The sequence below is a fragment of the Amycolatopsis sp. NPDC049159 genome (genome assembly GCF_040648295.1).
GTDB classification, from domain to species: Bacteria; Actinomycetota; Actinomycetes; order Mycobacteriales; family Pseudonocardiaceae; genus Amycolatopsis; species Amycolatopsis pretoriensis_A.
This window is the reverse complement of the sequence record NZ_JBEZDL010000015.1, coordinates 223,746-249,860: the sequence shown is the minus strand read 5'-3', so window position 1 is coordinate 249,860 and position 26,115 is coordinate 223,746. Positions and strand designations below refer to the sequence as shown.

The window sequence follows — 26,115 nt, the reverse complement described above, 5'->3', positions numbered from 1 at the left end:
CGCACCGGCGATGAACCCGCGGCGAGCCTGCGCCCTCAGGCCACTCTCACGGGTTGAGGAAGACGATCGCCGCGTTCAGAGCCGTCGCGAACAGCGTCCACGCCAGGTACGGCAGCTGCAAACCCGCCGCCAGCGGGGAGCGGCGGCGGAACACCACCAGCGTTCCCGCGACCACCACATCGAGGACCACGATCTCCACCAGCGCCACCGTGTAAGCGCCCGCCGCGAAGAACAACGGTGTCCACGCCGCATTCAAGACCAACCCCGCCGCGTACCAGGCGAACTCCCGGCGGGTCCCCGACGCTCGCCAGAACAGCCAGCCCGAGATCGCGATCAGGATGTACAGGACCGTCCACACCGGACCGAACAGCCACGACGGCGGAGCCCACGGCGGCTGGACCAGCGCGCCGTAGACCTCCCTCGATCTCGTTGCCGCGAGGCCGCCCACGACGGCCACCGCCGCCACCGCGGCGAGGAAGCCGGCCAGGACCGCCACCGGGGCGGGGCGAGAACGGGGCAGGGTCGTCACGTCGGTTCACCTCTCGATGCACGGCCGATGCGCGGTCACCGAAGCCTAAGGCCGCCATCGCGGAATCGCGCGATGAACACTACTCACGTCCGATGCGCCGCGGGCCGATCCGATGCAGTATCGATCCATGACCACCCACGAAACGGACGTCGTCGTCATCGGCGCGGGGCTTGCCGGGCTCGCCGCCGCCCGGCGGTTGCACGAGGCCGGTGTCGAGTGCGCCGTGCTGGAGGCGGGGGACGACGTCGGGGGGCGCGTGCGCACCGACGTCGTCGACGGCTTCCGGCTCGACCGCGGCTTCCAGGTCCTCAACCCCGCCTACCCGGCGATCCGGCGGCTCGTCGACGTCGACGCCCTGCGCCTCGGCCGGTTCTGGCGCGCGGTCCGCGTCGCCGACGACGACCGGGTCTCGCTGCTCGGCCACCCGCTCGACGCTCCGAAGGCGCTGCGGGACGTCGCCGCCCGCCGGTACCTCTCCGCGAAGGACCTCGCCGCCCTCGGTGCGCTCTCCGCCCGCGTCGCCGCCGGGTCCGCCCGCTCGATCGTGCGCGGCGACGACGGGACGACCGCCGACGAGCTGGGCCGGGCCGGGCTGTCCGACCGGGCCGTGGCCACCGTGCTGCGCCCCTTCCTGTCCGGCGTCTTCCTCGAAGCCGAGCTCAGCACGTCGAGCCGGTTCTTCCGGCTGGTCTGGCGGAGTTTCCTGCGCTCCGCGCCGTCGTTGCCCGCCGAAGGCATGGGCGCACTCCCCCGGCAGCTGGCCGCCCGCCTGCCCGCCGGCTCGGTGCGCACCGGCACGCCGGTCGACCGGATCGGGCCCGGCGAGGTGCGCACCGCGGGCGGCGACGTCTGGACCGCCCGCGCGATCGTCGTCGCGACCGACGGCACGACCGCGTCGCGGCTGGTCGACGGCGTCGCCGAACCGCTTTGGAACGGCGTGACGACGTGGTACTTCGCGCCGGACCGGCGCCCGTCGCACGAGCCGGTCATCATGGTCGACGCCCGCGGCGGCCCCGTCGTGAACACGGCGGTGCTCAGCGAAGTGTGCCCGTCCTACGCGCCACCGGGCGGCGCCCTGGTGAGCGCGTCGACGCTGACGCCCGTCGCCGAGCCCGAGGTCCGGCGGGCGCTCGGCCGGATGTACCGCACCGACGCGACCCGCTGGCCGGTCATCGGCCGGTACGAGATCCCGCACGCGCTCCCGGCCATGCCCGCGCCGCACCCGATCCGCCGCGAGGTCCGCTGGGGTGACGGGATCTACGTGTGCGGCGACCACCGCGACACGAGCTCGCTGCAGGGCGCGCTCGCCTCGGGTGGCCGGACCGCGCGCGCCCTGCTGGCCGACCGGTCCTGACGCTCAGCGGAAGACGTCGGCGACCCAGTCGGCGATGTAGGTGCTGGGGTGGGAAAGGTGGTCGAGCCCGATGTGCTCGGCGCCGCCTTCGGCCGCGGTGAAGATCCGCAGCCGCCGGTCCGGGCTCGCCGTCGCCTGGTCGTAGGAGCGGTGGGCGTACTCGAGCGGGATCTGGCGGTCGTTCTCACCGTGGCAGATCAGGAAGGGCACGGTGATCTTCTCGACGACGCCGTCGAGGGTGACCGCGTCGGCGAAGTCGATGAACCGCCCGAGGTCGTCGTGCCCCCACACCCACAGCACGTGTTCCCAGTAGTGCGGCACCGGGCGCTCGCCTTCGCGCTGCAGCCGGCGGCGCTGCACGGCACCCCAGTCGTGGTTCGCGCCCCAGGCCACGACCAGGGCGAGCCGCTTCTCGAACGCCGCCGCCCGGGGCGCGTAGTAGCCGCCGAGTGACCAGCCGACCAGGCCGACGCGGGCCGGGTCGACGTCGTCGCGGGTTTCGAGGTAGTCGACGCACGCCGCCGCCCAGGCTTCGGTGTCGACGCGGGCGGTGAGCCCCTGCAGGCGCAGCGCCTCCCCCGAACCCGGGCAGTCGACCATCAGGCACGAGATCCCACGCGCCGCCAGCTCCGCCCAGTGGCGCGAGGCGTACATGTGCTCCTTGGTGGAGTCCAGCCCGTTCCACATGATCACCACCGGCGCCCGGCCGGTGCCCGCGCGGCTGAAGTACGCGGGCAGCGTGGTGCCCTCGTACGGGACTTCGACGCGCGTGACCGTCTCGAACGCCTTCTCCTGCAGCGCGAGCACGCGCCGGTAGGTGTCGAGCCGGCCCGGCGCCGACGCGCTCTGCATCCGCTCGGCCTGGCAGAGGTAGTTGGTGGCGCGGGCGTAGAGCTGCTTGGCGGTCCGGACGTGCCCGGCCCGCTCGGCTTCCCCGGCCCGGTCCGCGAGCTCGTCGGTCAGCTCGGTCCAGGCCCGCAGGAAGTCGGCCGTCCCGGCGTCTTCCCCGCGCTGCGCGGCTTCCTTGATGGGACGGCAGGCCCGGTCGACCTCGTCGATGAGGCCGCCGCTGTTGAGCGTCGCGACGACGCCCAGGTTCCAGACGTAGTTGCCGGGGAAGTACTCGAACACGGACTGTCCTTTCAGGAGGTTCGCCGCCGCGCGGGCGCGACGGGTGGCAGGCCGGGGCCGGCGACGACGGTGTTGCGGATCGTGCCCAGCCCGTCGACGGTCATCTCGACGACGTCGCCGGGTGCGAGCGGCGGGACCTCCCGGCCACGACCCCACAGTTCGGCGAGGCAGCCGCCGTTGCCGCAGGTGCCCGAGCCGAGCACGTCGCCGGCCCGGACCCACGTGCCGCGCGAGGCGTAGGAAACGAGGTCTTCGAACGGCCAGCCCATGTGGGCCAGCGAGTCGCGGCCGACTTCGGTGCCGTTGACCGACACCCGCATCTCCAGCGACAGGAAGCCTTCGGCGTCGCGGAACGGCGCCAGCTCGTCGGCGGTGACCAGCCACGGCCCCAGCGTCGTCGCGGAGTCCTTTCCCTTGGCGGGCCCCAGGTTGACCTTCATCTCGCGGCGCTGCAGGTCCCGCGCGGACCAGTCGTTGAGGATCGTGTAACCGAAGATCGCGTCGCGCGCCTCGGCCGGGGTCAGCGACGAGCCGTCGCGGCCGACCACCGCGGCGACTTCCAGCTCGAAGTCGAACGCCCGCGAGCCCGGTGGCACCGGCACGTCGTCGTGGGCGCCGACGAGCGCGTACGGGTTGGTGAAGTAGAACGTCGGGGCCTCGTACCACTCCGGGACGACGCCGCCGGCGATCCCTTCGACGTGTGCTTCGAAGGTGACGAAGTCGCGCACGGTCGGCGGGTCCAGCGGCGGCAGCAGCCGGACCCGCTCGATCGGCACCGCGGGCGCGCCCAACGCGTGCTCCCCCAGTGCCAGCGCGGTGGGCAGTCCTGTTCGGACGAGCCCGAGGACGGTGGTGCCTTCGGGCAGCGGGTGGAGTCCGTCGCCGGCGACGACTCCGGCGTGCGTGCCGCCGTCGTGGCGGTAGGTGGCGAAGCGCACGGCTCAGACCGGCGGCGCGAGGAACAGGCCCCGGTCCGGGTCGTTGAACGACTTGCGGGCGACGAACTCGTCCATCGCGTTCGCCGTGCCCCACTGGTCGCTCACCGCGGGGTCGCTGAAGTCGTAGAGGTGCGGGTGCCAGGCGTCCTCGTCGACCAGCTCCAGCTCGGTCGTGTACTCGACGGTGTTGCCGTGCGGGTCGAGGAAGTAGGAGAAGGTGTTGTTGCCGGCCAGGTGCCGGCCCGGGCCCCAGATCTTCTCGACGCCCGCGCGCAGCAGCTTCCCGGTGCCGCGCATGTACTCGTCGAGCCCGCGCAGCTCGAAGGACGCGTGGTGCAGCGACGGGTGCGGGCCGCGCGCGATGGCGAGGCTGTGGTGCCAGGAGTTGATGCGCAGGAACCACATCATTTCACCCATCCGCGGGTGCATGAGGATGTCCGAAAGCCGGAACCCGAGGTGCTTCTCGTAGAAGGCGCGGGTCTCCTCGGGGTTCGTGGAGTTGAGGACGACGTGGGACAGCCGGACCGGGATGTGCTCGCCCGCTTCGATCTTGCGGTGCCGGCGCACGGCGACGTCGGCGCTGACCTCGATCGTGCGGCCCTCGTTGTCGAAGAACCGGAACCCGTAGCCGCCGCCAGGCGTGGTCATGCTGCCCGGCTCGGAGACCAAGGTGACGCCGGCGACGGCGAGACGCTCCGCCAGCGTGTCCACATCGGACACCGAGGCCACCCCGAACGCGACGAGGTCGATGCGCTTGTCGGCCGCCTCGCGGAGCCGGACGACGTACTGCTCCGGCGAGCCTTCGGCGGCGAGGAAGGCGATCCCCGAGTCGGTGTGCTCGGCGGACAGCCCCCAGGCGCCGGTGAAGAAGTCCCGCTGCCGGGCCAGGTCGGGCACAGCGAGGTCGACGTGCCGCAGGTGGGTGATCATGGGTTCCTCTCAGGCGGGTGGGGTGACGAGGGTGGCGATCTCGCGCATCAGGCCGGGGACGTCCCCGCGGACGCCGTCGAGCAGCCACTGGCCGAGCTGGTTCGAGGCGTCGACGACGGCCCGCGCGCGGCCGTACCGGCGGGCGGTGAACGCGGCCAGCAGGTCGTCGTCGAGCGCGTCGGCGGCGAACAGGAGCTCGGCGAGCACCGCGGCGTCTTCGAGGGCCTGCGCGCCGCCTTGGGCCAGCGTCGGCGGGCAGGCGTGCGCGGCGTCGCCGATGAGCACGACGCGGCCGCGGTGCCACGGCGGCGGGACGACGTGGGTCTCGAACCACGTGTAGTTCACGCGGGCCGGGTCGACGAGCGTCTCGCGGATCTCGTCCCACGGGCCGTGGTAGCCCGCCGCGAGGTCCCGCAGGGTCGCGAGCCGCTGCTCCGGGGTCAGGAAACTCCGGTTCCGGGCCTTTTCGACGACGTAGGCGTACAGCGAATCCTCGCCGGTCGGGCAGTAGCCGGCGATGTAGCACGGGCCGCCGTAGCAGAGGTCCGTCCGCGTCACCGACGCCGGCCGCGGGCCGAACGCGCGCCAGATCCCCATCCCGGTCGCGCGGGTCCGGGCGTCGATGCCGAGCAGCCCGCGCGTCGCGGAGCGGATCCCGTCGGCGCCGACGACCAGGTCGTAGCGGCCGGTCGAGCCGTCCGAGAAGGTGACGTCGCCGTCCTCGGTGAGCTCGGTCGGCGACAGCCCGAAGCGGATCTTCGCACCCGCCTCGCGGGCTCGGTCCCCGAGGACGCGGGCGAGCGCGGGCCGCGGCATCCCCAGCGTCGCGGGCAGGTCCGGGCCGCCGGTGCGGGCGTCGGGGAACTCGGCCAGCAGGCTGCCGTCCGGCGCGCGCAGGCCCAGGCTGTCGAAGCAGTAGCCCCCGGCCCGCACGGCGGGCCACACGCCGAGGTCGCGCAGCACGCGCAAGGCGTTGCCCTGCAACGTGATGCCCGATCCCCCGGCGCCGATCGCGGGCCGGGTCTCGACGAGGTCGACGGCGACGCCGCGGGAGGCGAGCAGGATCGCGGTGCCGGTCCCGGCGAGGCCGGCGCCGACCACGAGGACGGTGTTCACGGCGGGCATGGCGGCCTCCTACTTGACGGCGATCGGCGCGACCGGGGCGCCGACGGCCCCGGTCACCGGCAGGGGTGCGGCGGTCAGCCAGAACTCGAAGACGCCGTCGGCGGCGCAGTCGGCCGCCAGCGCGTCGAGGTCCCACATCTCGCCGAGGAACAGCCCGACGTGCGGGATGACGACCTGGTGCAGCGGCTGGAAGGCGACGTCGAACTCGTTGGGCCGCACCTCGAACCCCCAGGTGTCGGTCGCGATCCCGGCGATCTCCGTGCGGTGCAGCCAGTCCGCGGTGGTGAACGACAGCCCGGGCGAGTCGCCGCCGGCGTAGTCGCCCCAGCCTTCGCGGCGGGCGCGGGCCAGCCGGCCGGTCCGCACCAGCAGCAGGTCGCCCCGGCCGACGCGCGCGGTCTCGCCCTGCGCGGTGATCGTCGCGTCGAGGTGCTCGGCGGTGATCGCGAAGCCGTCCGGCAGTTCACCGTCCCCGAGCGCGCGGCCGACGTCGAGCAGCACCCCGCGGCCGGCGATCCGCCCGGCGGTGGTCTCGATGCCGGTGACGCGGTCGCCTTCGCTGGTCACGACGTCCCCGGCCCGGCGGCCGTTGTAGGCGAGGCCGTGGTCGAAGATGTGGCCGAGGCCGTCCCACTGGGTCGAGGCCTGCAGCGGCATGAAGACGACGTCGTCGGCGCCGCCGAGGCCGTGCGGGAAGCCCTGGGTGCCGCGCTCGGCGTCGACGCCGGTGTCCAGCATCGTGTGCACGGGGTTGGTCCGGCGGCGCCAGCCCCGTTGCGGGCCGTCGGCGTCGAAGGTCTGGGCGAGCGAGAAGCTCGCGCCCCGGCGGACGAGCGCGGCGCCCGCACGGCGTTTGGCGTCGTCGAGGAAGTTCAGGGTGCCGAGCACGTCGTCGTCGCCCCACCGGCCGCGGTTGGAGCAGCGGGCGGCAGCGGCGGCGATGGCGCTTTCGGGGTCGGTGCGATCCACCCGTTCACTGTCGGGCAGCCACGGGGTATTCAGGAAGACGAAATCGTTGATACGGAGTATCAGCGTGGTGGATAGTGGCGGAGTGGATCTCAACCTCCTCGTCACCCTGGACGCGCTGCTGCGCGAGCGCAGCGTGTCGCGCGCGGCCGAGCGGCTGGGCCTGAGCCAGCCGGCGGTCTCGGCGCAGCTCGCGCGGCTGCGCCGCCACTTCGGCGACGAGCTGCTGGCCAGGACGGGCAACCAGTACCGGCTGACGCCGCTGGCCATCCGCCTGAAGGAGCGCGTCCAGACGGCGCTCCCGGGCGTCGAACGCGTCTTCGCGGCGGCCCCCGACTTCGACCCGGGCTCGTCCACCCGCGAGTTCAAGCTCCTGATCAGCGACTACACGATCGTCGTCCTGGGCGACACGATCGCTCGCCTGCTCGCCGAGGAGGCCCCGGGCGCCCGGCTGCGGTTCGTGCCGAACATCCCGGAGACGGTCGACGACGCGCCCCAGGTGCTGGTGAACGCCGACCTGCTGGTCCTCCCCCACGGCTTCCTGCTCGCCGAGCTCCCCCACCAGGACCTCTACCGCGACGAGTGGGTCTGCCTGGTCGCGACCACCAACGCCGACGTCGGCGACCGGCTGACGATCGAGCAGCTCGAGACGCTCCCGTGGGTGGTGACCTACCACGGCCCGACGGCGTCGACACCGGCCGCGCGCCGCCTGCGCACGCTCGGGATCGAGCCGCGGGTGCAGATCGTCACGGAGACGTTCCTGACCATTCCCGGTCTCGTGGCGGGTTCGGATCGGATCGCGCTGCTGCAGCGCCGTTTGGCCGGGCGGATCCCGCCGTCGTCGGGGATCCGCGTGCTGCCGTGCCCGTTCGACGCGGGCGAGCTGGTCGAGGCGATGTGGTGGCACCCCATCCACGACGACGACCCCGAGCACCGGTACCTGCGGGACCTGGTGGTCCGGGCGGCCGCCACCGCGGCGGCGTAGGGACCCGGTGCCCGACGCGGGCGCCGCACCACGACCGCCGCCCCAGCGATCGGCGCGCCGGACCTCTCGATCGCCAGGGCTGCGCCAATCCGCGCCGCAGCCCCTCCCGCGGCCCGCCACCCGGCGACCCGCGGAACCCGACCCGCCACCCGTCAGGGCGGCCGCCACCGCGACGGCGCAGGGCTCAGCGGAGGCCGATCAGCAGCCTGTCGGCCGCGTCCCAGTGCTCGAACTTGCCCTCGTGCACCAGCGCCTGCGGGATGACCCACTTCGCCAGCATGTCGATCTCCCCCGACGCCATCAGCCGTTCCGGGCCCGCGTAGTACGTGCTCTCCCAATCTCGGACCAGGCCGGAGGCCGCGTCGATGTCGACCGAGTAGTAGTCGTGCGTGACCGGGTCGATGACGTGGACCCCCGCCGTCCGGGCGACGCCGTAGACGGCCTCCGTGCGGCTGTCCATCCGGGTCGCGTCGTAGCCGACCTGGTCGGACTTCGGCAGGTCGGGGTTCTGCATCGTGCAGAGCGCCGACAAGATCCGGGTGCGCATCAGCTTCCAGTACCAGCGGTACGATTCGGTCGCGAACGCGAAGCGGCCACCGGCGATGCCGCGCCGGCTCACCAGTGTGGCCAGGTTGCGCAGCAACGCTTCCTCGTCCCGCAGCACGGCCGCGTAGCGGTGGCGGAAGTCGATCGCGAAGTCCGCCGTGTAGTACGGGTCCTCCTTCAGGTTCTCCAGCCGGTCGAGCATCCGGCGCCGCAGCATCCGGTACTCCGGCTCGTCGGGCAGCCGGAACTGGGTCGCGTCGACCGGGTACCCGGTCCCGTGGCGGGCCACCAGCTGGGCGACGCGCTCTTCGAGCTGGACGACGTCGAGGTCGACCTCGCGGGTGACGAACAGCGGGATGATTTCCCGGTGCGGCTCGAGGCCGGCCGGGAGCCCGTCGAGCTGCCGGTGCAATTGGGTGCACAACGTCTGCAGTGAAGGCAAATAACCGCCCTGGGAGAAATCCGCGTACAACCGGTTGGCGAGACTGGCGGGGAGTTCGGAATCGTCCAACCGTACCGGCAGGATGATGTCCCGCTTTTCGGTGCGCTCGATTTCGAGGGCCTGGTCGATCTCCCGCTTCACCCAGTCCGACGCCAGCATCTCGGCCGACATGGCCACCAGCACGAACGACGACGCACCCAGGCTCGCGCGGATCGTCTCGGTCAGCCGGGCGCCGACGTCCAGTCGCCATTCGTCGTACCACACCTCGAAACCGCGCTGGGCCAGGTCCATCGCCAGGCGCTTGACGAACGTCTTGTTCGCCGACGAGTGCGAAATGAAAACGGCGGGCATGGCTTTCCCCCTCCGGCGACGGGTCGATAGCCGGACAGTTTAACCCCGCCCGGCCGGGAATCGGTCGACAACGATTCACCGCCGGTTCCCGATGCCCGGCCGAACAGGCGGAAGTCCGCGACCGCGCCGGGTCGCGCCCAGCGGCAAGGGGCTCATCGACGGCGCCGGGTTCGCCCCGGTCGGCTCGCCGCCGAAGTACCGGCGCGGGCGGCGGCGCGGCAAACCGGCCGGGGCGGTCCCCACCTCGGGAACCGCCCCGGCCGGAGCTGTCGGGCTACTGCGGCGCCGCACGGTCGCGGCGCTGTAAGCCAGCCGCCGCCAAGCTGTCCGGCTACTGCGCCGCCATGCGGTCGCGGAGGCTGCGGGGGCGCATGTCCGTCCAGACCTCGTCCACGTGGTCCATGCACTCCTGGCGGGTGCCCGTCGTGCCGTCCGGGCGCCAGCCCGCCGGTACCTCCTTGTCCGCCGGCCAGAGCGAGTACTGCTCTTCGTCGTTGACCAGGACCTGGAAGGTGGTGTTGTCGTCCATCGGGGTTCCTTTCTGTTACGGGTTGGGGGTTTCTTCGAGCTCGCGCAGCTGCGCCACCGCGGGGAAACCGCGGAGGGTGCCGCTGAACGTCGTCAGGAGGGTGACCACCGCGATGGCGGCCGCGCAGGTCAGGACCGCCGCCGGGCCGGGGAGGGCCTCCACCAGCCAGCCGCCCAGTGCCGGGCCGAGCGCCGCCGCTAGGCCGCCCGTCACGCCGAGGACCCCGCCGAGGCGGCCGCGGAGGTGGTCGGGGGTGAACAGGAGCTGGTAGGTGCTGATCGTCGTGTTGGCCGCCGGCGGCAGGAACGCGATCACGGCGAACAGCGCGCCCATCACGTATCCACTGTGGACGAACACCGCGAGCGGGGTCAGCACCGTCAGCGCCCAGAACACCCCGGCGATCAGCACGTACGGGCTGAGCTTGCGGTGCAGGTACGGCGCCGCCAGCGCGCCGAGGATCCCGCCCGCGCCGAGCATCGCCGCCATCACGCCGATTTCGCCGGACGGCACGCCGCGCTCGTTCGCCAGCACGATGATCACCAGGTAGTAGGCGGAGAAGAACAGGTTCAGGCTCACCACGCAGAAGACCGTGACGCGCAGCCGCGGCTGCTGCCACACCCACCGCAGCCCTTCGAGGATCTCCCGCCCCAGGTGCGCGGGCGCCCGCTCGGCCGGCGCGGGACGGCCCGGCAGCCGCACGAACACCAGCGACACGAACGCGAACACGTGCGCGACCACGTCGAAGGCGAACGGCACCAGCCGCCCCACGGCGAACAGGAACCCGCCGAGCGCGGTGCCCGACAGCTGCCCGGCACTGGTCCGCGCCGCGTTCATCGCGACCGCGGCCGGCACCTGTTCGTCGGCCACCAGCCGCGGCAGGCTCGCCTCTTCCGCCGGTTCGAACAGCGCACGGCACACGCCCATCACAACGGCGACGACGACCAGCAGCCCCACGCCGGCCCCGCCCCACCAGAGAGCGAGCACGAGCCCCGCGGCCGCAACGGCTTGCACCGCTTCACACGCGAGCATGACCAGCTTGCGCGGCCACCGATCGACCAGCGCCCCGGCGGGCAGCCCCGCGACGAGCTGCGCGATCGCGACCGCACCGACGACGAGACCTGATTGCGCGGCGGAGCCGGTCAGCGCCAGCACGAGCAGCGGGAACGCGATCATGGTGGTGCTGAACCCGGCTTCGGAGACGACCTGCCCGGTCCAGAGCAGCCGGTAGTCCCGGTTCCCCCCGAGCCGGACGGGGACCGACGACCGGCCACGATCGCCCGCACCTCGGGCGCCGGCGGTCGCGCCACCACCGGCGCCCGCGGTGCGGCCGCTGTCCCCTAGGCGAGGCTGGGTCGGCGGGCGGCCGCGATCGCCAGCGGCGCGGTCAGGTGCGACACCGGAACCGCTGCCGTCGCTGCTGTGGCCGCGAGCAGCGCCGCCGGTTGGCGCGGCCGGGTCGGTGCCGTCCGCAGCCTGGCCCGGCAAGTGGTCGCCGCGGGTCACGGGCGGTCTCCTCGGCAGTCGGCCGCGATGGCTCGCAGTGCGGCGGCGAAGTCGGTCGCCACCGCCGTCACCGTCGCCCGCTCGTGCAGGTCCGGGCGGTAGAACCACGAGAACTCCAGCCGCCCGTCCCGCACGCCGCCGACCACCTCCAGCACGTGCGGTGGCCGGTTCGCCGGGTCCTGCTCGCGGCCGATCGGCGGGTGGGCGCGCAGGTACAACCCGTCCCCCTCCCCCGCGTGGTCGCCCTGCCCCAGGTAGTTGAACGCCACCTCCGGGGTCCGCGCGCCGAGCGAAGGGTCGCGATAGCACCGCAACGCCCCGAACCCGAACCCGTTGCCCGGCACCGCCCGCAGCTGCCGCCGGACCGCCTTCACGAGGTCACGCCACCCCGCCGCCGGGTCCACCGTCAGCGCCACCGGGAACAGCGTCGTGAACCAGCCGACGGTCCGCGACAGGTCCGCGCCCTCGAGGATTTCCTCGCGCCCGTGCCCCTCCAGGTCGACCGACACGGCCGGCTCGCCCGTCCAGCGGGTGAGCGCGCGGGCCAGCGCCGCGAGCAGGACGTCGTTGATGCGCGTCCGGTACGCACCGGGCGCCAAGTGCAGCAACGCATCCGTCGCCCGCTCGTCGATGCCGACCGTCACCAGATCCGGTGCGCCCGGTGGAGACGCGGTCCGGTCTCGGGGGATCGCGCAGCCCGGCAGGTCACGTGCCCAGTGCTCGCGTTCGCCGTCGAGGCCACCGGCCTCGGTGAACTCCCGCAGCCGGTGCGCCCAGTCGCGGAACGACGTCGTCTTCGGGCCGAGGTCGGCCTTCTCCCCCGCCTGGATCTGCCGGTACGCCCGCTCCAGGTCCTCCAGCAGGATGCCCCACGACACCGCGTCGACGACGAGGTGGTGCGCGGCCAGGAACAGCCGCGGATCGTCGTCGTCGGACAGCAGCGCGCGCAGCTGAGGCGGGTGCGCGAGGTCGAAGCTCGCCTGCGCCTCGTCGGCGGCCCGCTCAAGGTCCGCCGCGGGGACCACGCGCAGCGCGGCTCCCGCCTCCACCGGCGCGTTGTGCTGCGTCCAGCCGTCGGCGGTCCGCTCGAAGCGCAACCGCAGAGCGTCGTGGTGCGCGATCACCTCGTCGAGCGCCTGCCGCAACGCTTCCTCGTCCACCGGGCCGGCCAGCTCCACGAGCACGGACTGGTTGAAGTGCGCCGGGTTCGCCGGCTCCGAGGCGAAGAACCACTGCTGGATCGGCGTCAGCGGAACGTCGCCGACGACGGCCACCCGCTCCTCGACCGCGTCCTCGGCCGCGTGCACGACCGTGGCCAGCTCGGCGACCGTCTGGTGGGTGAACAGGTCCTTCGACCGCATCGCCAGCCCGGCCTGCCGCGTCCGGTGCACGACCTGGATGGCGAGGATCGAATCCCCGCCGAGCTCGAAGAAGTTGTCCGTGACGCCGACCCGGGGCAGGCCGAGCACCGCCGACCACACCCCTGCGAGCGTCGACTCGACGTCCGTGCGCGGGGCCACGAACTCCGCGGTCGGCACCGCCGTGAGGTCCGGCTCCGGCAGCGCCGCGCGGTCGACCTTCCCGTTCGCCGTCACCGGCACGGCGTCGAGCGGCACGAACACCGACGGCACCAGGTAGTCCGGCAGCGAATCGCCCAGGTGCGTGCGCAACTCGGCCACCTCGCCGACGACGTAGGCGACGAGCCGCTTGTGCCCGTCGAACTCCCGGGCGACCACGACGGCTTCCCGCACGTCCGGATGCCGCCGCAGCGCCGCCTCGATCTCGCCGAGCTCCACCCGGAACCCGCGGATCTTGACCTGCTCGTCGACGCGCCCGGCGAACCACAGCTCCCCGGCGGCCGTCCAGCGGACGACGTCGCCGGTCCGGTACATCCGGGACCCCGGCTCGCCGAAGGGGTTCGCGACGAACCGGTCCGCGGTCAGGCCCGGCCGGTCCAGGTAGCCCCGCGCCAGGCCGGCCCCGCTGACGTACAGCTCGCCGGGCGTCCCGATCGGCACCGGCCGCAGCGCCGCGTCCAGGACGTGCACCGCGGTGTTCCCGATCGGCCGCCCGATCGGCGGGGTGCCGCCCGGTTCGAGCGGCCCGCTCCACGAGGTGACGACGGTGGCCTCGGTCGGGCCGTACGCGTTGATCATCCGGCGGCCCGGCGCCCACCGCGCCACCAGCTCGGCCGGGCACGCGTCGCCGCCGACGAGCAGCGTGCGGAAGTCCGGCAGGGCCACGTCGGGCACGGTCGCCAGCGCGACCGGCGGGATCAGCGCGTGCGTGATCCCCCGCTGCCGCAGGACATCCGCCAGCTGGTCGCCGAGCAACGGGCCCTCCGGCGGCACGACCAGCGCCGCCCCGGCGGGCAGCGAGAGGCACAGCTCCAGGATCGACGCGTCGAAGCTCGGCGAGCTGAACGCGAGCACCCGGTCCCCGGCGCGCACGTCGCAGTGCTCGATCTCGGCGGCGGAGAACGACGCCAGCCCGCGGTGGGTGACGACGACGCCCTTGGGCCGCCCGGTCGAGCCGGACGTGTAGATCACGTACGCCGGTGAATCGGGGTCGGCCGGCCGGCCGAGGTTCGTGTCCGGGTAGCCCGGCACGTCGAGCCCGGTGTCGACCACGAAGACCGGGCGGGCGTCCTCGAGCATGAACCGGATCCGCTCGGCCGGGTAGCCGGGATCGACCGGCAGGAACGCGGCCCCCGTCTTCGCCACGGCGAGTTCGGTCACGACCAGCGCGACCGACCGCGGCAGCCGCACGGCGACGACCCGCTCCGGGCCCGCGCCGCGCTCGGCGAGCAGCCGGGCCAGCCGGTTCGCCCGCGCGTTCAGCTCCGCGAAGGTCACCGCCTCGTCTTCCGACACCAGCGCGGCCGCGTCCGGCGTGCGGTCCGCCTGCGCCTCGACCAGCTCCGCCAGCGACGCCGGCGGGACCGCCCGCGCGGTGTCGTTCCAGGCGCGCAACCGGTCCGCTTCGGCCGCGGGCAGCGGCGCGAGCGTCGCCATCGGGCGGTCCGGTTCGGCGACGAGCGCGGTCAGCAGCGTCCGCAGGCGGGCCACCAGCCGGTCGATGGTCGCCGCTTCGAACAGGCCGGTGTTGTAGTTGACCGCGCCGGTCAGCGCACCGCCGTCGTCCTCGAACTGCACGAGCAGGTCGAACGGCGCCGACACCGCCGGCAGCGCGACCTCGCCCGCGACGAGCGTGCCGCCGCCGGGCCGGTCACCGGTGTTCTGCAGCACGACCATCGCCTGGAACAGCGGGGTCCGGCTCGGGTCGCGGACCGGCTGCACCGCGTCCACCACCTGCTCGAACGGCACGTCCTGGTGTGCGAACGCGTCCAGCACGGTCTCGCGCACCCCGGCCACGAACTCCCGGAAGGTGCGGCGGGTGTCCACTGTGGAGCGCAGGGTCAGCGTCCCGACGAAGAACCCGACGAGCCGCTCCAGTTCGGCGCGGTCCCGCCCGGCCGTGACCGTGCCGACGGCGACGTCGTCCTGCCCGGCCCACTGGGCCAGCAGCACCTGGCAGGCGGCCACGAGCGTCATGAACAGCGTGCCGCCCTGGGCACTCGCCAGCTCACGCAGTTTCGCGGCGACGCCGGCCGGGACGTCGAAGCCGAACCACTCCCCTTCCGTGGTGCGCACGGCCGGGCGCGGCCGGTCGGTGGGCAGCTCCAGCGGGGCGAGCCCGGCCAGCCGGTCCCGCCAGAAGCCCAGCTGCTCGGCCGGCTCGGGCCGGTCGCGGTGCCAGGCCGCGAAGTCCGCGTACTGCACCGGCAACGGCGGCAGGTCCGGCTCGTCGCCGCGGAGGTGGGCCGCGTAGCAGGTGTCGAGCTCGGTGGCCAGCACCCCGGCCGACCAGCCGTCGGTGACGATGTGGTGCATCGCCAGCAGGAGCACGTGCTCGCCGGGCGACCGCCGGAACAGCCGCGCCCGCAGCACCGGGCCGGTGCGCAGGTCGAACGGCCGCAGGGCTTCCCGCGCGAGCGCGTCCTCGTCGAACTCCTCGACGGGCAGGTCGACCGCGTACGGCTCCCCCACGTACTGGACGCCGCGGCCGTCGACCGCGCCGAACGTCGTGCGCAGCGACTCGTGCCGCGCGACCAGCGTGTCCAGCGCCCGCCGCAGCGCCTCGACGTCGAGGTCGCCGCGCAGCAGCAACGCCGTGGGCGACAGGTACTCGGTGCCGCCGGGTTCGAACTCGTCGAGGAACCACAACCGCTGCTGGGCGAAGGAAAGCGGCAGGGCGCCGTCGCGGGCGACGACCGGGATCGGCTCGACCGCGGACGGCCCGGCCGGCAGCGCGGCGGCGAACCCGCCCAGCGTCGGCGCGGTGAACAGCACGCGCGGCGAGACCTCGACGCCGAGTTCGGCGCGCACCCGCGAGGTGATCTTCATGCTGAGCAGGGAGTCGCCGCCCAGCTCGAAGAAGCTGTCGGTGACGCCCACCCGGTCGAGGCCGAGCACGCCGGCCCAGATCGCGGCCAGCCGCCGTTCGGTTTCCGTCCGCGGGGCCACGAACTCCCTCGTCGCGTCGAGGCCGGGCGCGGGCAGCGCGCGGCGGTCGACCTTGCCGTTGCGGGTCAGCGGCAACGCGTCCAGTGACACGTACGCCGTCGGCACGAGGTGGCCGGGCAGCCGGTCGCGCAGCCAGTCGCGCAGGCCGCCGGTCTCGCCGACGACGTAGGCGACGAGCCGGCCGTCGCGGGCGGCCACGGTGGTGTCGGCGACCGCCGGGTGCCGGCGCAGGACCGCTTCGACCTCGCCGGGTTCGACGCGGAAGCCGCGGATCTTGACCTGGTCGTCGACGCGGCCGAGGTAGTCGAGCCGGCCGTCGCCGGTCCAGCGGACGCGGTCGCCGGTGCGGTACATCCGGCCCCCGGGCGGGCCGAAGGGATCGGCCACGAACCGGTCCGCGGTCAGCCCCGGGCGGCCGAGGTAGCCGCGGGCGAGCTGGGGCCCGGCGAGGAACAGCTCCCCCGGCACCCCCGCGGGCACCGGTTCGCCGTCGGCGTCGAGCACGTACGCGGCCAGGTTCGGCAGCGGCCGCCCGATCAGCGGCCGGTCCCCGGTCACCGGCTCGTGCACGGCGTCGACGGTCACTTCGGTCGGGCCGTAGTAGTTGAGGCAGGTCACGCCGGACGCGGCCAGCTCCCGCCAGAGCGCCTCGCCGGTCGCCTCGCCGCCGACCATCACCGTGCCCGGCCGGTGGTCCCCGGTCAGCAGCCCGGCGTCCACGAGCTGGCGCAGGTAGGCCGGGGTGAGGTCGAGCAGGTCGATCCGGTGCCCGTGCAGGTAGCGGACGGCGGCCGCCGGGTCGAGCCGGGTGTCGTCGTCGAGCACGTGCAGCTCGTGCCCGTCGGCCAGCGCCAGCAGCCCTTCCCACGAGGTGTCGAAGGACAGGGACGCGGTGAGCGCGAACCGCTCCCGCGACCGGCCGAAGAAGCCACCGCGGTGGGCGGCCAGGAGGTTCACCAGTGCGCGGTGCTCGACCACGACGCCCTTGGGCGTGCCGGTCGAGCCGGAGGTGTAGATGACGTACGCCGCCGTGTCCGCGCTCGCCCGCCCGGGCGCCGTCGGGGGTGCCGGGACCGCAGGGTCGACGGGACGGCCGAGGACGAGCGCCGGGCGCGCGTCTTCGAGCAGGAACCGCACGCGTTCTTCGGGCAGGTCCGGGTCGATCGGCAGGTACACCGCGCCCGCCTTGAAGATCGCCAGCACGGCGATGACGGCGTCGGCCGAGCGCGGCAGTGCGACCGCGACCACCCGCTCCGGCCCGGCTCCCCGGGCGACCAGGTCCCGCGCCAGGCGGGTGGCTCGCGCGTCGACCTCGGCGAAGTCCAGGACGGTGTCGCGGAAGACGAGCGCGGTCTCGTGCGGGACGCGGGCGGCGGTCGCCTCGAAGACGTCGAGGATCGTGCCCTCGGGAACCTCCCGCGGCTCACCACGGCCCCACGTCAGCAGGTCGTGCCGCTCGGCGGCGGTCAGCGACGACAGCGCGCCGAGCCGGCCTTCCGGGTCGGCGGCGAAGGCGCGGACGAGCCCGGCGAGCTGCCCGGCCAGCCGCCGCGCGGTGGCCTCGTCGAACAACCGGGGGTCGTAGGACAGTTCCAGGCCCAGCCGGTCGTGCAGGTACGCGGTCAGGTTCAGCGGGAAGCTCGTGGTGTCGAGGGAATCGACGTCGACCACGCGGACGCCGTCCTGCCCGCTGTCCTCGATCGGGTAGTTCTCGAACACCACGACGCTGTCGAACAGCGCGGTGCCCGCCGGGACCCCGGTGAACGCCTGCACCTGGGACAGCGCCAGGAAGTCGTGGCGGCGGGCCTCGGCCTGCGCCGCCTGCAGCTCGCGCAGCCACCCGGCCACCGGCTGTCCGCTCCGGACTTCCACGCGGGTCGGCACGGTGTTGATGAACATGCCGATCATCGCCTCGACACCCGGCAGGTTCTCCGGGCGGCCGGACACGGTGGTGCCGAACAGGACGTCGGATTCCCCGGCGTAGCGGGCCAGCAGGACCGCCCACGCACCTTGCACGACGGTGTTCACGGTCAGCGCGGCGGCCTTCGCCGCGGCGTGCACGCCGGCCGACTCCTCCGGGGTGAGCTCGACGAGCACCGCGTCCGCGGACTCGGCGCGGTGAGCTTCGAGCGGGCGCCGGTCGTACGGCAGCGGCGTCGGCGTGGTGAACCCGGCGAGTGCTTCACGCCAGTGGTCTGCGGCCTCACGGCGGTCCTGCTCGGCGAGCCAGCCGAGGTAGTCGCGGAACGGACGGCGGGGCACCAGCCGCGCGGCCCGGCCGTCGGCGATCGCCGCGTACTGCTCGACGACCTCGCCGAACACCTGCGCGGTGCTCCAGCCGTCGAGCAGGACGTGGTGGGAGGTCCACAGCAGCTGGACCTCGTCGTCGGTGAGCCGGGCGATGGCCAGGCGCATCAGCGGCGGCGCGGTCAGGTCCATGCCCGCGGCCAGGTCGGCGGCCAGCAGGTCCGCCAGCCCGGTCTCCAGCTCGGCCGGGGTGCGGCCGCGCCAGTCGTGGTGCGTGACCGGCACGCGCACGTCGCGGTGGACGCGCTGGAGCGGTTCCTCGACGCCGTCCCACGCGGTGCTGGTGCGCAGGATCGGCGTGCGGTCGACGACCCGCTGCCACGCCTCGGCGAGCGCGGCCGGGTCGCCGACGCCCGCCAGCCGCAGCCGGAACTGGTCGAAGTAGGCGTTCGAGCCCTGGTCGACCAGGCTGTGGAACAGCATGCCGGCCTGCAGCGGGGTGAGCGGGTAGATGTCCTCGACGTCGCGGCCGTCGCCCGCCAAGCGGTCGACACCGGCCTGGTCGAGCCGGGCCAGCGGGAAGTCCGACGGCGTGCGCCCGCCCGCCTCGGCGCAGTGGCCGATGATGCCGCGCAGGGCGTCCAAGGTCTCGTCGGCGAGCGCGCGGACCGTGCTCTCGTCGTGGACTTCGGTCGAGTACTCCCAGGTCAGGTGCAGCTCGCCGCCCTCGACGACGCCGATGACGTCGAGCAGGTAGGGCCGGGTGGCGTCCGGGTCGACGTCGTGCCCGAGGCTCTCGCCCCGGCCGCGGTACCAGCCGTCGTCGTCGCTCCCGACGTCCCAGCGGCCGTGGTAGTTGAACGAGATCCGCGGTGCGGGGTGGTCGCGGAAGCCGGCGTCGCCCAGGTAGCGCAGGGCTTCGTAGCCGGCGCCCTTGTCGGGGACCGCGCGCAGCTGTTCCTTGACGGTCTTGAGGACCTCACCCCAGTCACCGCCGGGCACGGTGAGGGCCAGCGGGTACTGGGCGGTGAACCAGCCGATCGTGCGGGACAGTTCGTGCGGTGCCGCGATTTCCTCGCGGCCGTGGCCCTCCATCGCGACCAGGACGCGCTCGCGGCCGGTCCAGCGGGCGAGTACGCGGCCGAGCGCGCTCAGCAGGACGTCGTTGACCTCGGTCCGGTACGCCGAGGGCACGTCCTGGAGGAGCGCCGCGGTCTCGGTCCGGCCAAGTGACACCGAGACCGCGCGCCCCGATCGGGCGGTGGCGCGGCCGGACCGGTCGACCGGGAGTTCCGGCGGCGCCTCGCGCAGAGCAGTTTCCCAGTACTCGACCTGGTTGTCGAGGTGTCCCAGTTTCGCGTGCGCGGCCAGGGTGCGGGCCCAGTGCGTGAAGGACGTACCGACCGGTTCCAGTGCTTCGCCGTGGTAGGCGCGGTCGAGGTCCGCGAGCAGGATGCGCCACGAGACGCCGTCCATGACCAGGTGGTGCGCGGTCAGGAACAGCTGCGGCGGGCGGTCGGCGAAGGTGAACAGCACCGCGCGCCACACCGGCCCGGCGACGATGTCGAGCGACGTCTGCGCACGCAGCGCTTCGGCGTGCAGGGCAGCGGGCACGTCGTCCACTTCGGACAGATCGACGTGCCGCAGCACATCGGCGTCTTCGGTTCCGGCGGGCTCCTGCGTCCAGCCGCCGTCACCGCGGGAGAACCGCATCCGCAGGGCGTCGTGCCGCTCGGCGACGCGGCGCAGCGCGGAAACCAGCGCGGGAACGTCCACGGAGGACAGAACGAGGTGGACGGACATGGTGAGCCGCCACGGTTCGGCCAGGTGCTCGAACAGCCACGACTGGATGGGGCCGAGCGGCGCGGGGCCGCGCGGTTCCTCCGGTGCGGGTGCCACCGGGGCACCCGCGGTGACGACGCGGGCCAGCTCGGCGATGGTCTGGTGCCGGAAGAGGTCTTTCGACGACACCGTCAGCCCGGCCTGCCGGGCCCGGGCGACGACCTGGATGCTGAGGATCGAGTCACCGCCCAGGCCGAAGAAGTTGTCCTCGACGCCGACCCGGTCGACGCCGAGCACCGCCGACCACACGCCGGTGAGCGTGGTCTCGACGTCCGTGCGCGGGGCCACGTACCGGGTTTCGGTGCGCGCACCCGGCTCGGGCAGCGCGCGCTGGTCGAGCTTGCCGTTGGCGTTGAGCGGCAGCTTCTCCAGCGGCACGAACACCGCCGGGACCATGTGCGCGGGCAGCGACCGCGCGAGGAACTCCCGCAACGCCGTCGTGCCGGGGACGGCGCCGGTGAGGTAGGCGACGAGCCGGCGCGCGTCGCCCGTGCCGTGGGCGAGCACGGCCGCCCCGGTGACGTCGGGGTGCGCGCTCAGCGCCGCCTCGACCTCGCCGAGTTCGATGCGGAAGCCGCGGATCTTCACCTGCTGGTCGGCGCGGCCGCGGTAGTCCAGCTCGCCGCCGCCGGTCCAGCGCAGCAGGTCGCCGGTGCGGTACATCCGCGTGCCGGGCGCGCCGAACGGGTCGGCGAGGAACCGGGACGCCGTCAGGCCCGCCCGGTTCAGGTAGCCGCGGGCCAGGCCCGCGCCGGCGACGTACAGCTCGCCGGTGACGCCGGGCGGGACCGGCTCGAGATCGGCGTCGAGGACGTAGGCGCGCAGGTCCGGGATCGGCACACCGGCGGTGGCCGGACCGTGCTCGTCGAGCACCCGGTGGGTGACGTGCACGGTGGTTTCGGTGATGCCGTACATGTTCACCAGCCGCGGGCCGCCGGGGTGCCGCCGCCGCCAGTCGGCGAGCCGGGACGCGTCCAGCGCTTCGCCGCCGAAGACCACGTACCGCAGGCTCAGCGGCGGGGACGGCAGCGTGCCCAGCCGGTAGAACGCCGAGGGCGTCTGGTTGAGCACGGTCACCCGCTGCTCGGCCAGCAGCGCGAGGAAGTCCTCGGGCGAGCGGACGGTGTCGGCGGGCACGACGACGAGCCGGCCGCCGTGCAGCAGCGCGCCCCACAGCTCCCACACCGAGAAGTCGAAGGCGTAGGAGTGGAACAGCGTCCAGACGTCCCGCTCGCCGAACCCGAACCAGTGCGCGGTCGAGGAGAACAGGCGCGTGACGTTGGCGTGCGGGACGAGCACGCCCTTGGGCACGCCGGTCGAGCCCGAGGTGTAGATGACGTAGGCGGTGTTGCCGGGGTCGACGCGCACCCCGGGATCGGTGTCGGGCCGCCCGTCGGCGGCGACGCTGTCGACGACGCACACCGGGTTCGCGTCGGCCAGCATCGCCTCGATCCGCGCCGCCGGGTAGGCGGGGTCGATCGGCAGGTAGCCGGCACCGGCCTTGAGCACGGCGAGCACCGCCACCACGAGGTCGGCCGAGCGCGGCAGCCGCAAGGCGACCAGCCGCTCCGGCCCGGCCCCCTCGGCGATCAGCCGGTGGGCGAGGCGGTTCGCGCGCCGGTCCAGCTCGCGGTAGGTCAGCTCGGTGCGCCCGCTGGTCACCGCGACGGCGTCCGGCGTGTGGGCGGCCTGCGCGGCGAACAGCTCCGGCAACGTCGGTTCCGCGGCGGCGACCGCGGCCGGGTTCCACCGCGTCAGGACGAGCTCGCGGTCGGCGGCGGTGGTCCAGGGCAGCCGGGCGAGCGGGCGGTCCGGGGTCGCGGCGATGCCGTCGAGGAGGGTGTGCAACCAGCCGGTCAGCCGCTCGATCGTGGCCGCGTCGAAGAGGTCGGTGTTGTAGTTGACGACGCCGTCGAGCCGGCCGGCCGTCTCCTGGAAGTGGACCATCAGGTCGAAGCCCGCGGTGACGACCGGCGGCGCCAGCTCCTCGACGTCGAGCCCGGGCATGGCCGGCCGCGCGTCGGGGGTGTTGTGCAGCACGACCATCGCCTGGCACAGCGGGGTGCGGCTGGTGTCGCGGTCGGGTTGCAGGTCGTCGACGACGCGGTCGAACGGGACGTCCTGGTGGGCGAACGCGTCGAGCACGGTGTCGCGGACGCCGCCGAGGAACTCGCCGAAGCCGGCCTTCAGGTCCACAGTGGACCGCAGGACGAGGGTGTTGACGAAGAACCCGACCAGGCCTTCGAGTTCGGTGCGCTCGCGGCCGGAGACGACGGTGCCGACCGCGATGTCGCGCTGCCCGGACCAGCGGGCGAACAGGAGCTGGCAGGCGGCGAGCAGTGTCATGAAGAGGGTGCCGCCGTGGCGGCGGGACAGCTCCTGCAGGCGCGCGGTGGTCCCGGCCGGGATGCCGAACTCGTGCAGGGAACCGTTCTTCGTGCGGACCGCCGGGCGCGGCCGGTCGGTGGGCAGGTCCAGCACCGGGACGCCGTCGAGGCGGTGGCGCCAGTAGCTGAGCTGCCCTTCGAGCTCGGCGCCGTCGAGGCGACGGCGCTGCCAGACCGCGTAGTCGGCGTACTGGATCGGCAACGGCGGCAGTTCCTCGTCGCGGTAGAGCGCGGCGAGTTCGGCCAGCAGCACGCCGGCGGACCAGCCGTCGGTGACGATGTGGTGCAGCACCAGGGTCAGCACGTGGTCGTCGGGGGCGAGCCGGGTGAGCGCGACCCGCAGCAGCGGCCCGGTGTGCAGGTCCACCGGCCCGGCCGCGCCGGCCAGCGCGGAGTCCAGGTCCCCGTCGGTCACGGGCACCCGCACGGCGTGCGGCGGGTGGACGATCTGGACGCCGTGGCCGTCGACCGTGGCGAACGTCGTGCGCAGGGATTCGTGCCGGGCCACCAGCGCGGTGAACGCCCGGTCGAGCGCGGCGGTGTCCAGTTCGCCGCGCAGCCTCAGTGCGGTCGGCGAGACGTACTCGGTGCTGCCCGGCTCGAACTCGTCGAGGAACCAGAGCCGTTGCTGCGCGAAGGAAAGCGGCGCTTCGAGGCGGCCGCCGTCGCGCGGCAGGAGCGGGATCCGCTCGGCGGGGATCGCCGCGTGGGGCAGTTCGGCGGCCAGCCGGGCCGGGGTCGGCGCGGTGAAGACCAGCCGGGCCGGGACGTCGGTGCCGAGCGCGTCCCGCAGCCGGGCGACCACGCGGATACCGCGCAGGGAATCCCCGCCCAGGTCGAAGAAGTCGTCGTCGACGCCGACGCGCTCGACACCCAGGACCTCCGCCCAGACGTCGGCGACGAGCTGCTCCCGCTCGGTGCGCGGGGCGACGTATTCGGTGGCGGCGGCGAGTTCGGGGTCGGGCAGCGCGCGGCGGTCCAGCTTGCCGTGCCGGGTGAGCGGCAGCCGGTCGAGCGGGACGAAGGCCGCCGGGACGAGGTGGGCGGGCAGGGTCCGGCCCAGAGCGGTGCGCAGGCCGTCGGTGGTGCCGACGACGTAGGCCACGAGCCGCCCGCCGCGCGCGTCCACGGCGGCGTCGGCTACGCCGGGTTGCGCCCGGAGCGCCGCTTCGACTTCGCCGGGTTCGATGCGGAAGCCGCGGACCTTGACCTGGTCGTCGAGGCGCCCGAGGTGCTCCAGCTGCCCGTCGGCGGTCCACCGCGCGCGGTCGCCGGTGCGGTAGAGCCTGGTCCCGGGCGCACCGAAGGGGTCGGCGGTGAACCGGTCCGCGGTCAGCCCCGGGCGGCCGAGGTAGCCGCGCGCGAGCTGGGCACCGGCGAGGCAGAGTTCGCCGGGGACGCCGGGCGGGACGAGCCGGAGGTGCTCGTCGAGGACGTACGCCCGGACGTTCCCGAGCGGCCGCCCGATCACCGGCCGCTCGCCGTCGATCAGCGTGCGGGTGGCGTCCACAGTGGACTCGGTCGGCCCGTAGTAGTTGTGCGCGCGGGTGTCCGCGGCGGCGAGTTCGCGCCAGAGGTCGTCGGCGAGGGCTTCGCCGCCGACCATGAGGAACCGCGGCCGGTGCTCGCCGGTGAGCAGGCCGGCCGGGAGCAGCTGGCGCAGGTAGGAGGGGGTGACGTCGAGGAAGTCGACGCGCTCGGCGCGCACGTACCGGGTCAGCGCGGCCGGGTCGAGGCGGGTCTCGTCGTCGATCAGGTGCAGCTCGTGCCCGTCGGCGAGCAGGAGCGGGCCTTCCCAGGAGGTGTCGAAGGACAGCGTCGCGGTGAGGGCGACGCGCAGGGGTTCGCCGCCGAAGACGGTGCGGTGGTCGGCGAGCAGGTTCATCAGCGCCGCGTGTTCGACGACGACGCCCTTGGGGGTCCCGCTCGAGCCGGAGGTGTGGATGACGTAGGCGGCGTCGGCCGGGCGCGGTCTCCAGGAGCACGTGCCTGCCGGGGCGGTGACGTCTTCGAGGACGACGACCGGGTCGGTGTCGGCCAGCAGCACCCGGATCCGTTCCGGCGGCAGGCCGGGGTCGATCGAGAGGTGCACGGCACCGGCCTTGAGCACGGCGAACAGCGCGACGATGGCGTCGGCGGACCGCGGCAGCAGCACGGCGACGACCCGGTCCGGCCCGGCGCCCCGGGCGGCGAGGTCCGCGGCCAAGGCGTCGGTGCGGGCGGCCAGTTCGGCGAAGGTGAGCCGGGTCGCGCCGCAGACGAGCGCGGTCGCGTCGGGGCGGGTGCGGGCGTGGTGGTCGAGCGAGTCGACGACGGTGCCGGCGGGGACGTCGCCGGTGCGGGTCCCCCACTCCAGCAGCCGCCGCTCCTCCGCCCCGGTCATCAGCGGCAGCTCCGCGATCGGCCGGCCGGGGTCCGCCGCGATCGCCGACAGCAGCCGCACGAGGTGCGTGACGAGCCGGTCGATCGTGGGCGCGTCGAACAGCTCGGTGCTGTACTCCACCAGCCCGGCCAGCCGGCCGCCGGACTCCTCGAACTCCACCGTGAGGTCGAAGTTCGACGAGTCGCGCCCGACGCCGACCGCCTCGACCGCCAGTCCCGGCAGGGAGATCCCGCCGCCGGTCGCGGTGTGCAGCAGCACCATCACGTCGAACAGCGGGTTGCGGCCCGGGTCGCGGGTGGTGCCGACCAGTTCGTCGAAGGGCACGTCGTCGTGGGCGAACGCGTCCAGCACAGTCTGCCGTGCCACCCCCAGGTGCGCGGCGAAGGGCCGTTCGGTGTCCACAGTGGAGCGCAGCACGACGGTGTTGACGAAGAACCCGACGACCCGCTCCAGCTCCGGGCGGTCGCGCCCTTGCACGACCGTCCCGAGCGCGATGTCGTCCTGCCCGGACCACCGGGCGAACAGCGCCTGGCTCGCGGCCAGCAGCACGGTGAACAGCGTGGTCTCCGACGTCCGCGCCAGCTCGGCGAGCCGCGCGGAAACGTCGTCCGGCACGGCGAACTCGGTCACCGCACCCGCCGTGCCCTTGGCGGCCGGCCGCGGGTGGTCGGTGGGCAGCTCCAGCGGGACGACGCCGTCGAGCTGCCGCTTCCAGTGCGCCAGCCCGGCCGCCCGTGTCGGGCGTTCGTGCTGCCAAGCCGCGAAGTCCGCGTACTGCACCGCCTGCGCGGGCAGGTCCCCGCCGCGGTAGAGCACGCCGAGGTCCGAGGTGAGCACGCCCATCGACGCACCGTCGGTGGTGATGTGGTGCACGCTCACCAGCAGGACGTGTTCGTCCGTCCCGAGCTTCGCCAGCAGGGCGCGCAGCAGCGGCCCGCGCCCGAGGTCGAACGGCTTCGCGTACTCGGCCCGCAGCACGGCGTCCAGGTCACCGGGGTCGACGTCGACGACGGGCAGCACGACCTCGTACGGCGGCTCGATCCGCTGCACGGGCTCGCCGTCGACCTCCGCGAACGTCGTGCGCAGCGGTTCGTGCCGGGCGACCAGCGCGGTCAGCGCCGTCGCCAGGGCGGCGACGTCGAGCGCCCCGGTCAGGCGCAGGGCGAAGGCGCTGTTGTACTCCGGGTCGTCCGGGCGCAGCCGGCTGAGGAACCACAGCCGGCGCTGGGCGGACGACAGCGGCAAGGGACGGGAACGGTCGGCGGCCGGGATCTCCGGAGTCGCGCCGGCCGTGCCCGCCATCCGCGCCCGCAGCTTCTCCCGCAGGTGGGCGGGAAGTGCCGCGATGCGGTCCTGTCTGGACGAAGTCATGGGGGGTCTCACGCTTCCTGGTCGGAGGCG

12 protein-coding genes are annotated in these 26,115 nt (G+C 73.9%); 2 read left to right on the top strand and 10 right to left on the bottom strand.

Going from position 1 to position 26,115, the window contains the following annotated elements:
- Window positions 1-46 precede the first annotated feature (46 nt).
- Complete coding sequence (locus AB0B33_RS27545) at window positions 47-529, bottom strand: TspO/MBR family protein (protein WP_247022802.1); 483 nt, start codon at window positions 527-529, stop codon at window positions 47-49.
- 127 nt (window positions 530-656) lie between these two features.
- On the opposite strand from AB0B33_RS27545, the gene AB0B33_RS27540 reads away from it, so the two are divergent.
- Window positions 657-1,883 (top strand): NAD(P)/FAD-dependent oxidoreductase, encoded by a 1,227-nt coding sequence (locus AB0B33_RS27540; RefSeq protein WP_360776954.1) that lies wholly within the window; start codon window positions 657-659, stop codon window positions 1,881-1,883.
- A 3-nt stretch (window positions 1,884-1,886) separates the two neighbouring features.
- On the opposite strand, the gene AB0B33_RS27535 is transcribed toward AB0B33_RS27540, so the two are convergent.
- The 5 genes from AB0B33_RS27535 to AB0B33_RS27515 are packed head-to-tail and all read right to left on the bottom strand — an operon-like array spanning window position 1,887 to window position 6,976.
- A complete protein-coding gene (locus AB0B33_RS27535) occupies window positions 1,887-3,014 on the bottom strand; it encodes an alpha/beta fold hydrolase (protein WP_360776952.1) in 1,128 nt (375 codons plus the stop codon).
- An 11-nt stretch (window positions 3,015-3,025) separates the two neighbouring features.
- Window positions 3,026-3,952, bottom strand: coding sequence for a fumarylacetoacetate hydrolase family protein (locus AB0B33_RS27530; protein WP_360776950.1), 927 nt, complete (start codon window positions 3,950-3,952; stop codon window positions 3,026-3,028).
- Window positions 3,953-3,955: 3 nt separating this feature from the next.
- A complete protein-coding gene (locus AB0B33_RS27525; protein ID WP_360776948.1) occupies window positions 3,956-4,882 on the bottom strand; it encodes a VOC family protein in 927 nt (308 codons plus the stop codon).
- A gap of 9 nt (window positions 4,883-4,891) precedes the next feature.
- Window positions 4,892-6,007: an FAD-dependent oxidoreductase gene (locus tag AB0B33_RS27520; RefSeq protein WP_360776947.1), complete on the bottom strand. Its 1,116-nt coding sequence runs from the start codon at window positions 6,005-6,007 to the stop codon at window positions 4,892-4,894.
- 9 nt (window positions 6,008-6,016) lie between these two features.
- Window positions 6,017-6,976 (bottom strand): cyclase family protein, encoded by a 960-nt coding sequence (locus AB0B33_RS27515; protein ID WP_360776945.1) that lies wholly within the window; start codon window positions 6,974-6,976, stop codon window positions 6,017-6,019.
- 82 nt (window positions 6,977-7,058) lie between these two features.
- Here AB0B33_RS27515 and AB0B33_RS27510 point away from each other — a divergent pair, with 82 nt between their 5' ends.
- On the top strand, window positions 7,059-7,958 hold the full coding sequence (locus AB0B33_RS27510; protein WP_360776943.1) for a LysR family transcriptional regulator: 900 nt from the start codon (window positions 7,059-7,061) through the stop codon (window positions 7,956-7,958).
- Window positions 7,959-8,142: 184 nt separating this feature from the next.
- On the opposite strand, the gene AB0B33_RS27505 is transcribed toward AB0B33_RS27510, so the two are convergent.
- The 4 genes from AB0B33_RS27505 to AB0B33_RS27490 form a co-directional block, all read right to left on the bottom strand.
- Window positions 8,143-9,297, bottom strand: coding sequence for a toll/interleukin-1 receptor domain-containing protein (locus tag AB0B33_RS27505; RefSeq protein ID WP_360776942.1), 1,155 nt, complete (start codon window positions 9,295-9,297; stop codon window positions 8,143-8,145).
- Window positions 9,298-9,628: 331 nt separating this feature from the next.
- Window positions 9,629-9,826 (bottom strand): MbtH family NRPS accessory protein, encoded by a 198-nt coding sequence (locus tag AB0B33_RS27500; RefSeq protein WP_247022792.1) that lies wholly within the window; start codon window positions 9,824-9,826, stop codon window positions 9,629-9,631.
- Between the two features lie 15 nt (window positions 9,827-9,841).
- Window positions 9,842-11,329 (bottom strand): MFS transporter, encoded by a 1,488-nt coding sequence (locus AB0B33_RS27495; RefSeq protein ID WP_360776941.1) that lies wholly within the window; start codon window positions 11,327-11,329, stop codon window positions 9,842-9,844.
- The gene (locus AB0B33_RS27490) at window positions 11,326-26,085 is read right to left on the bottom strand and encodes a non-ribosomal peptide synthase/polyketide synthase (RefSeq protein WP_360776940.1); all 14,760 of its coding nucleotides are present in this window, start codon (window positions 26,083-26,085) and stop codon (window positions 11,326-11,328) included. Before AB0B33_RS27490 ends, AB0B33_RS27495 begins: the two co-directional genes overlap by 4 nt.
- Window positions 26,086-26,115: the final 30 nt, after the last annotated feature.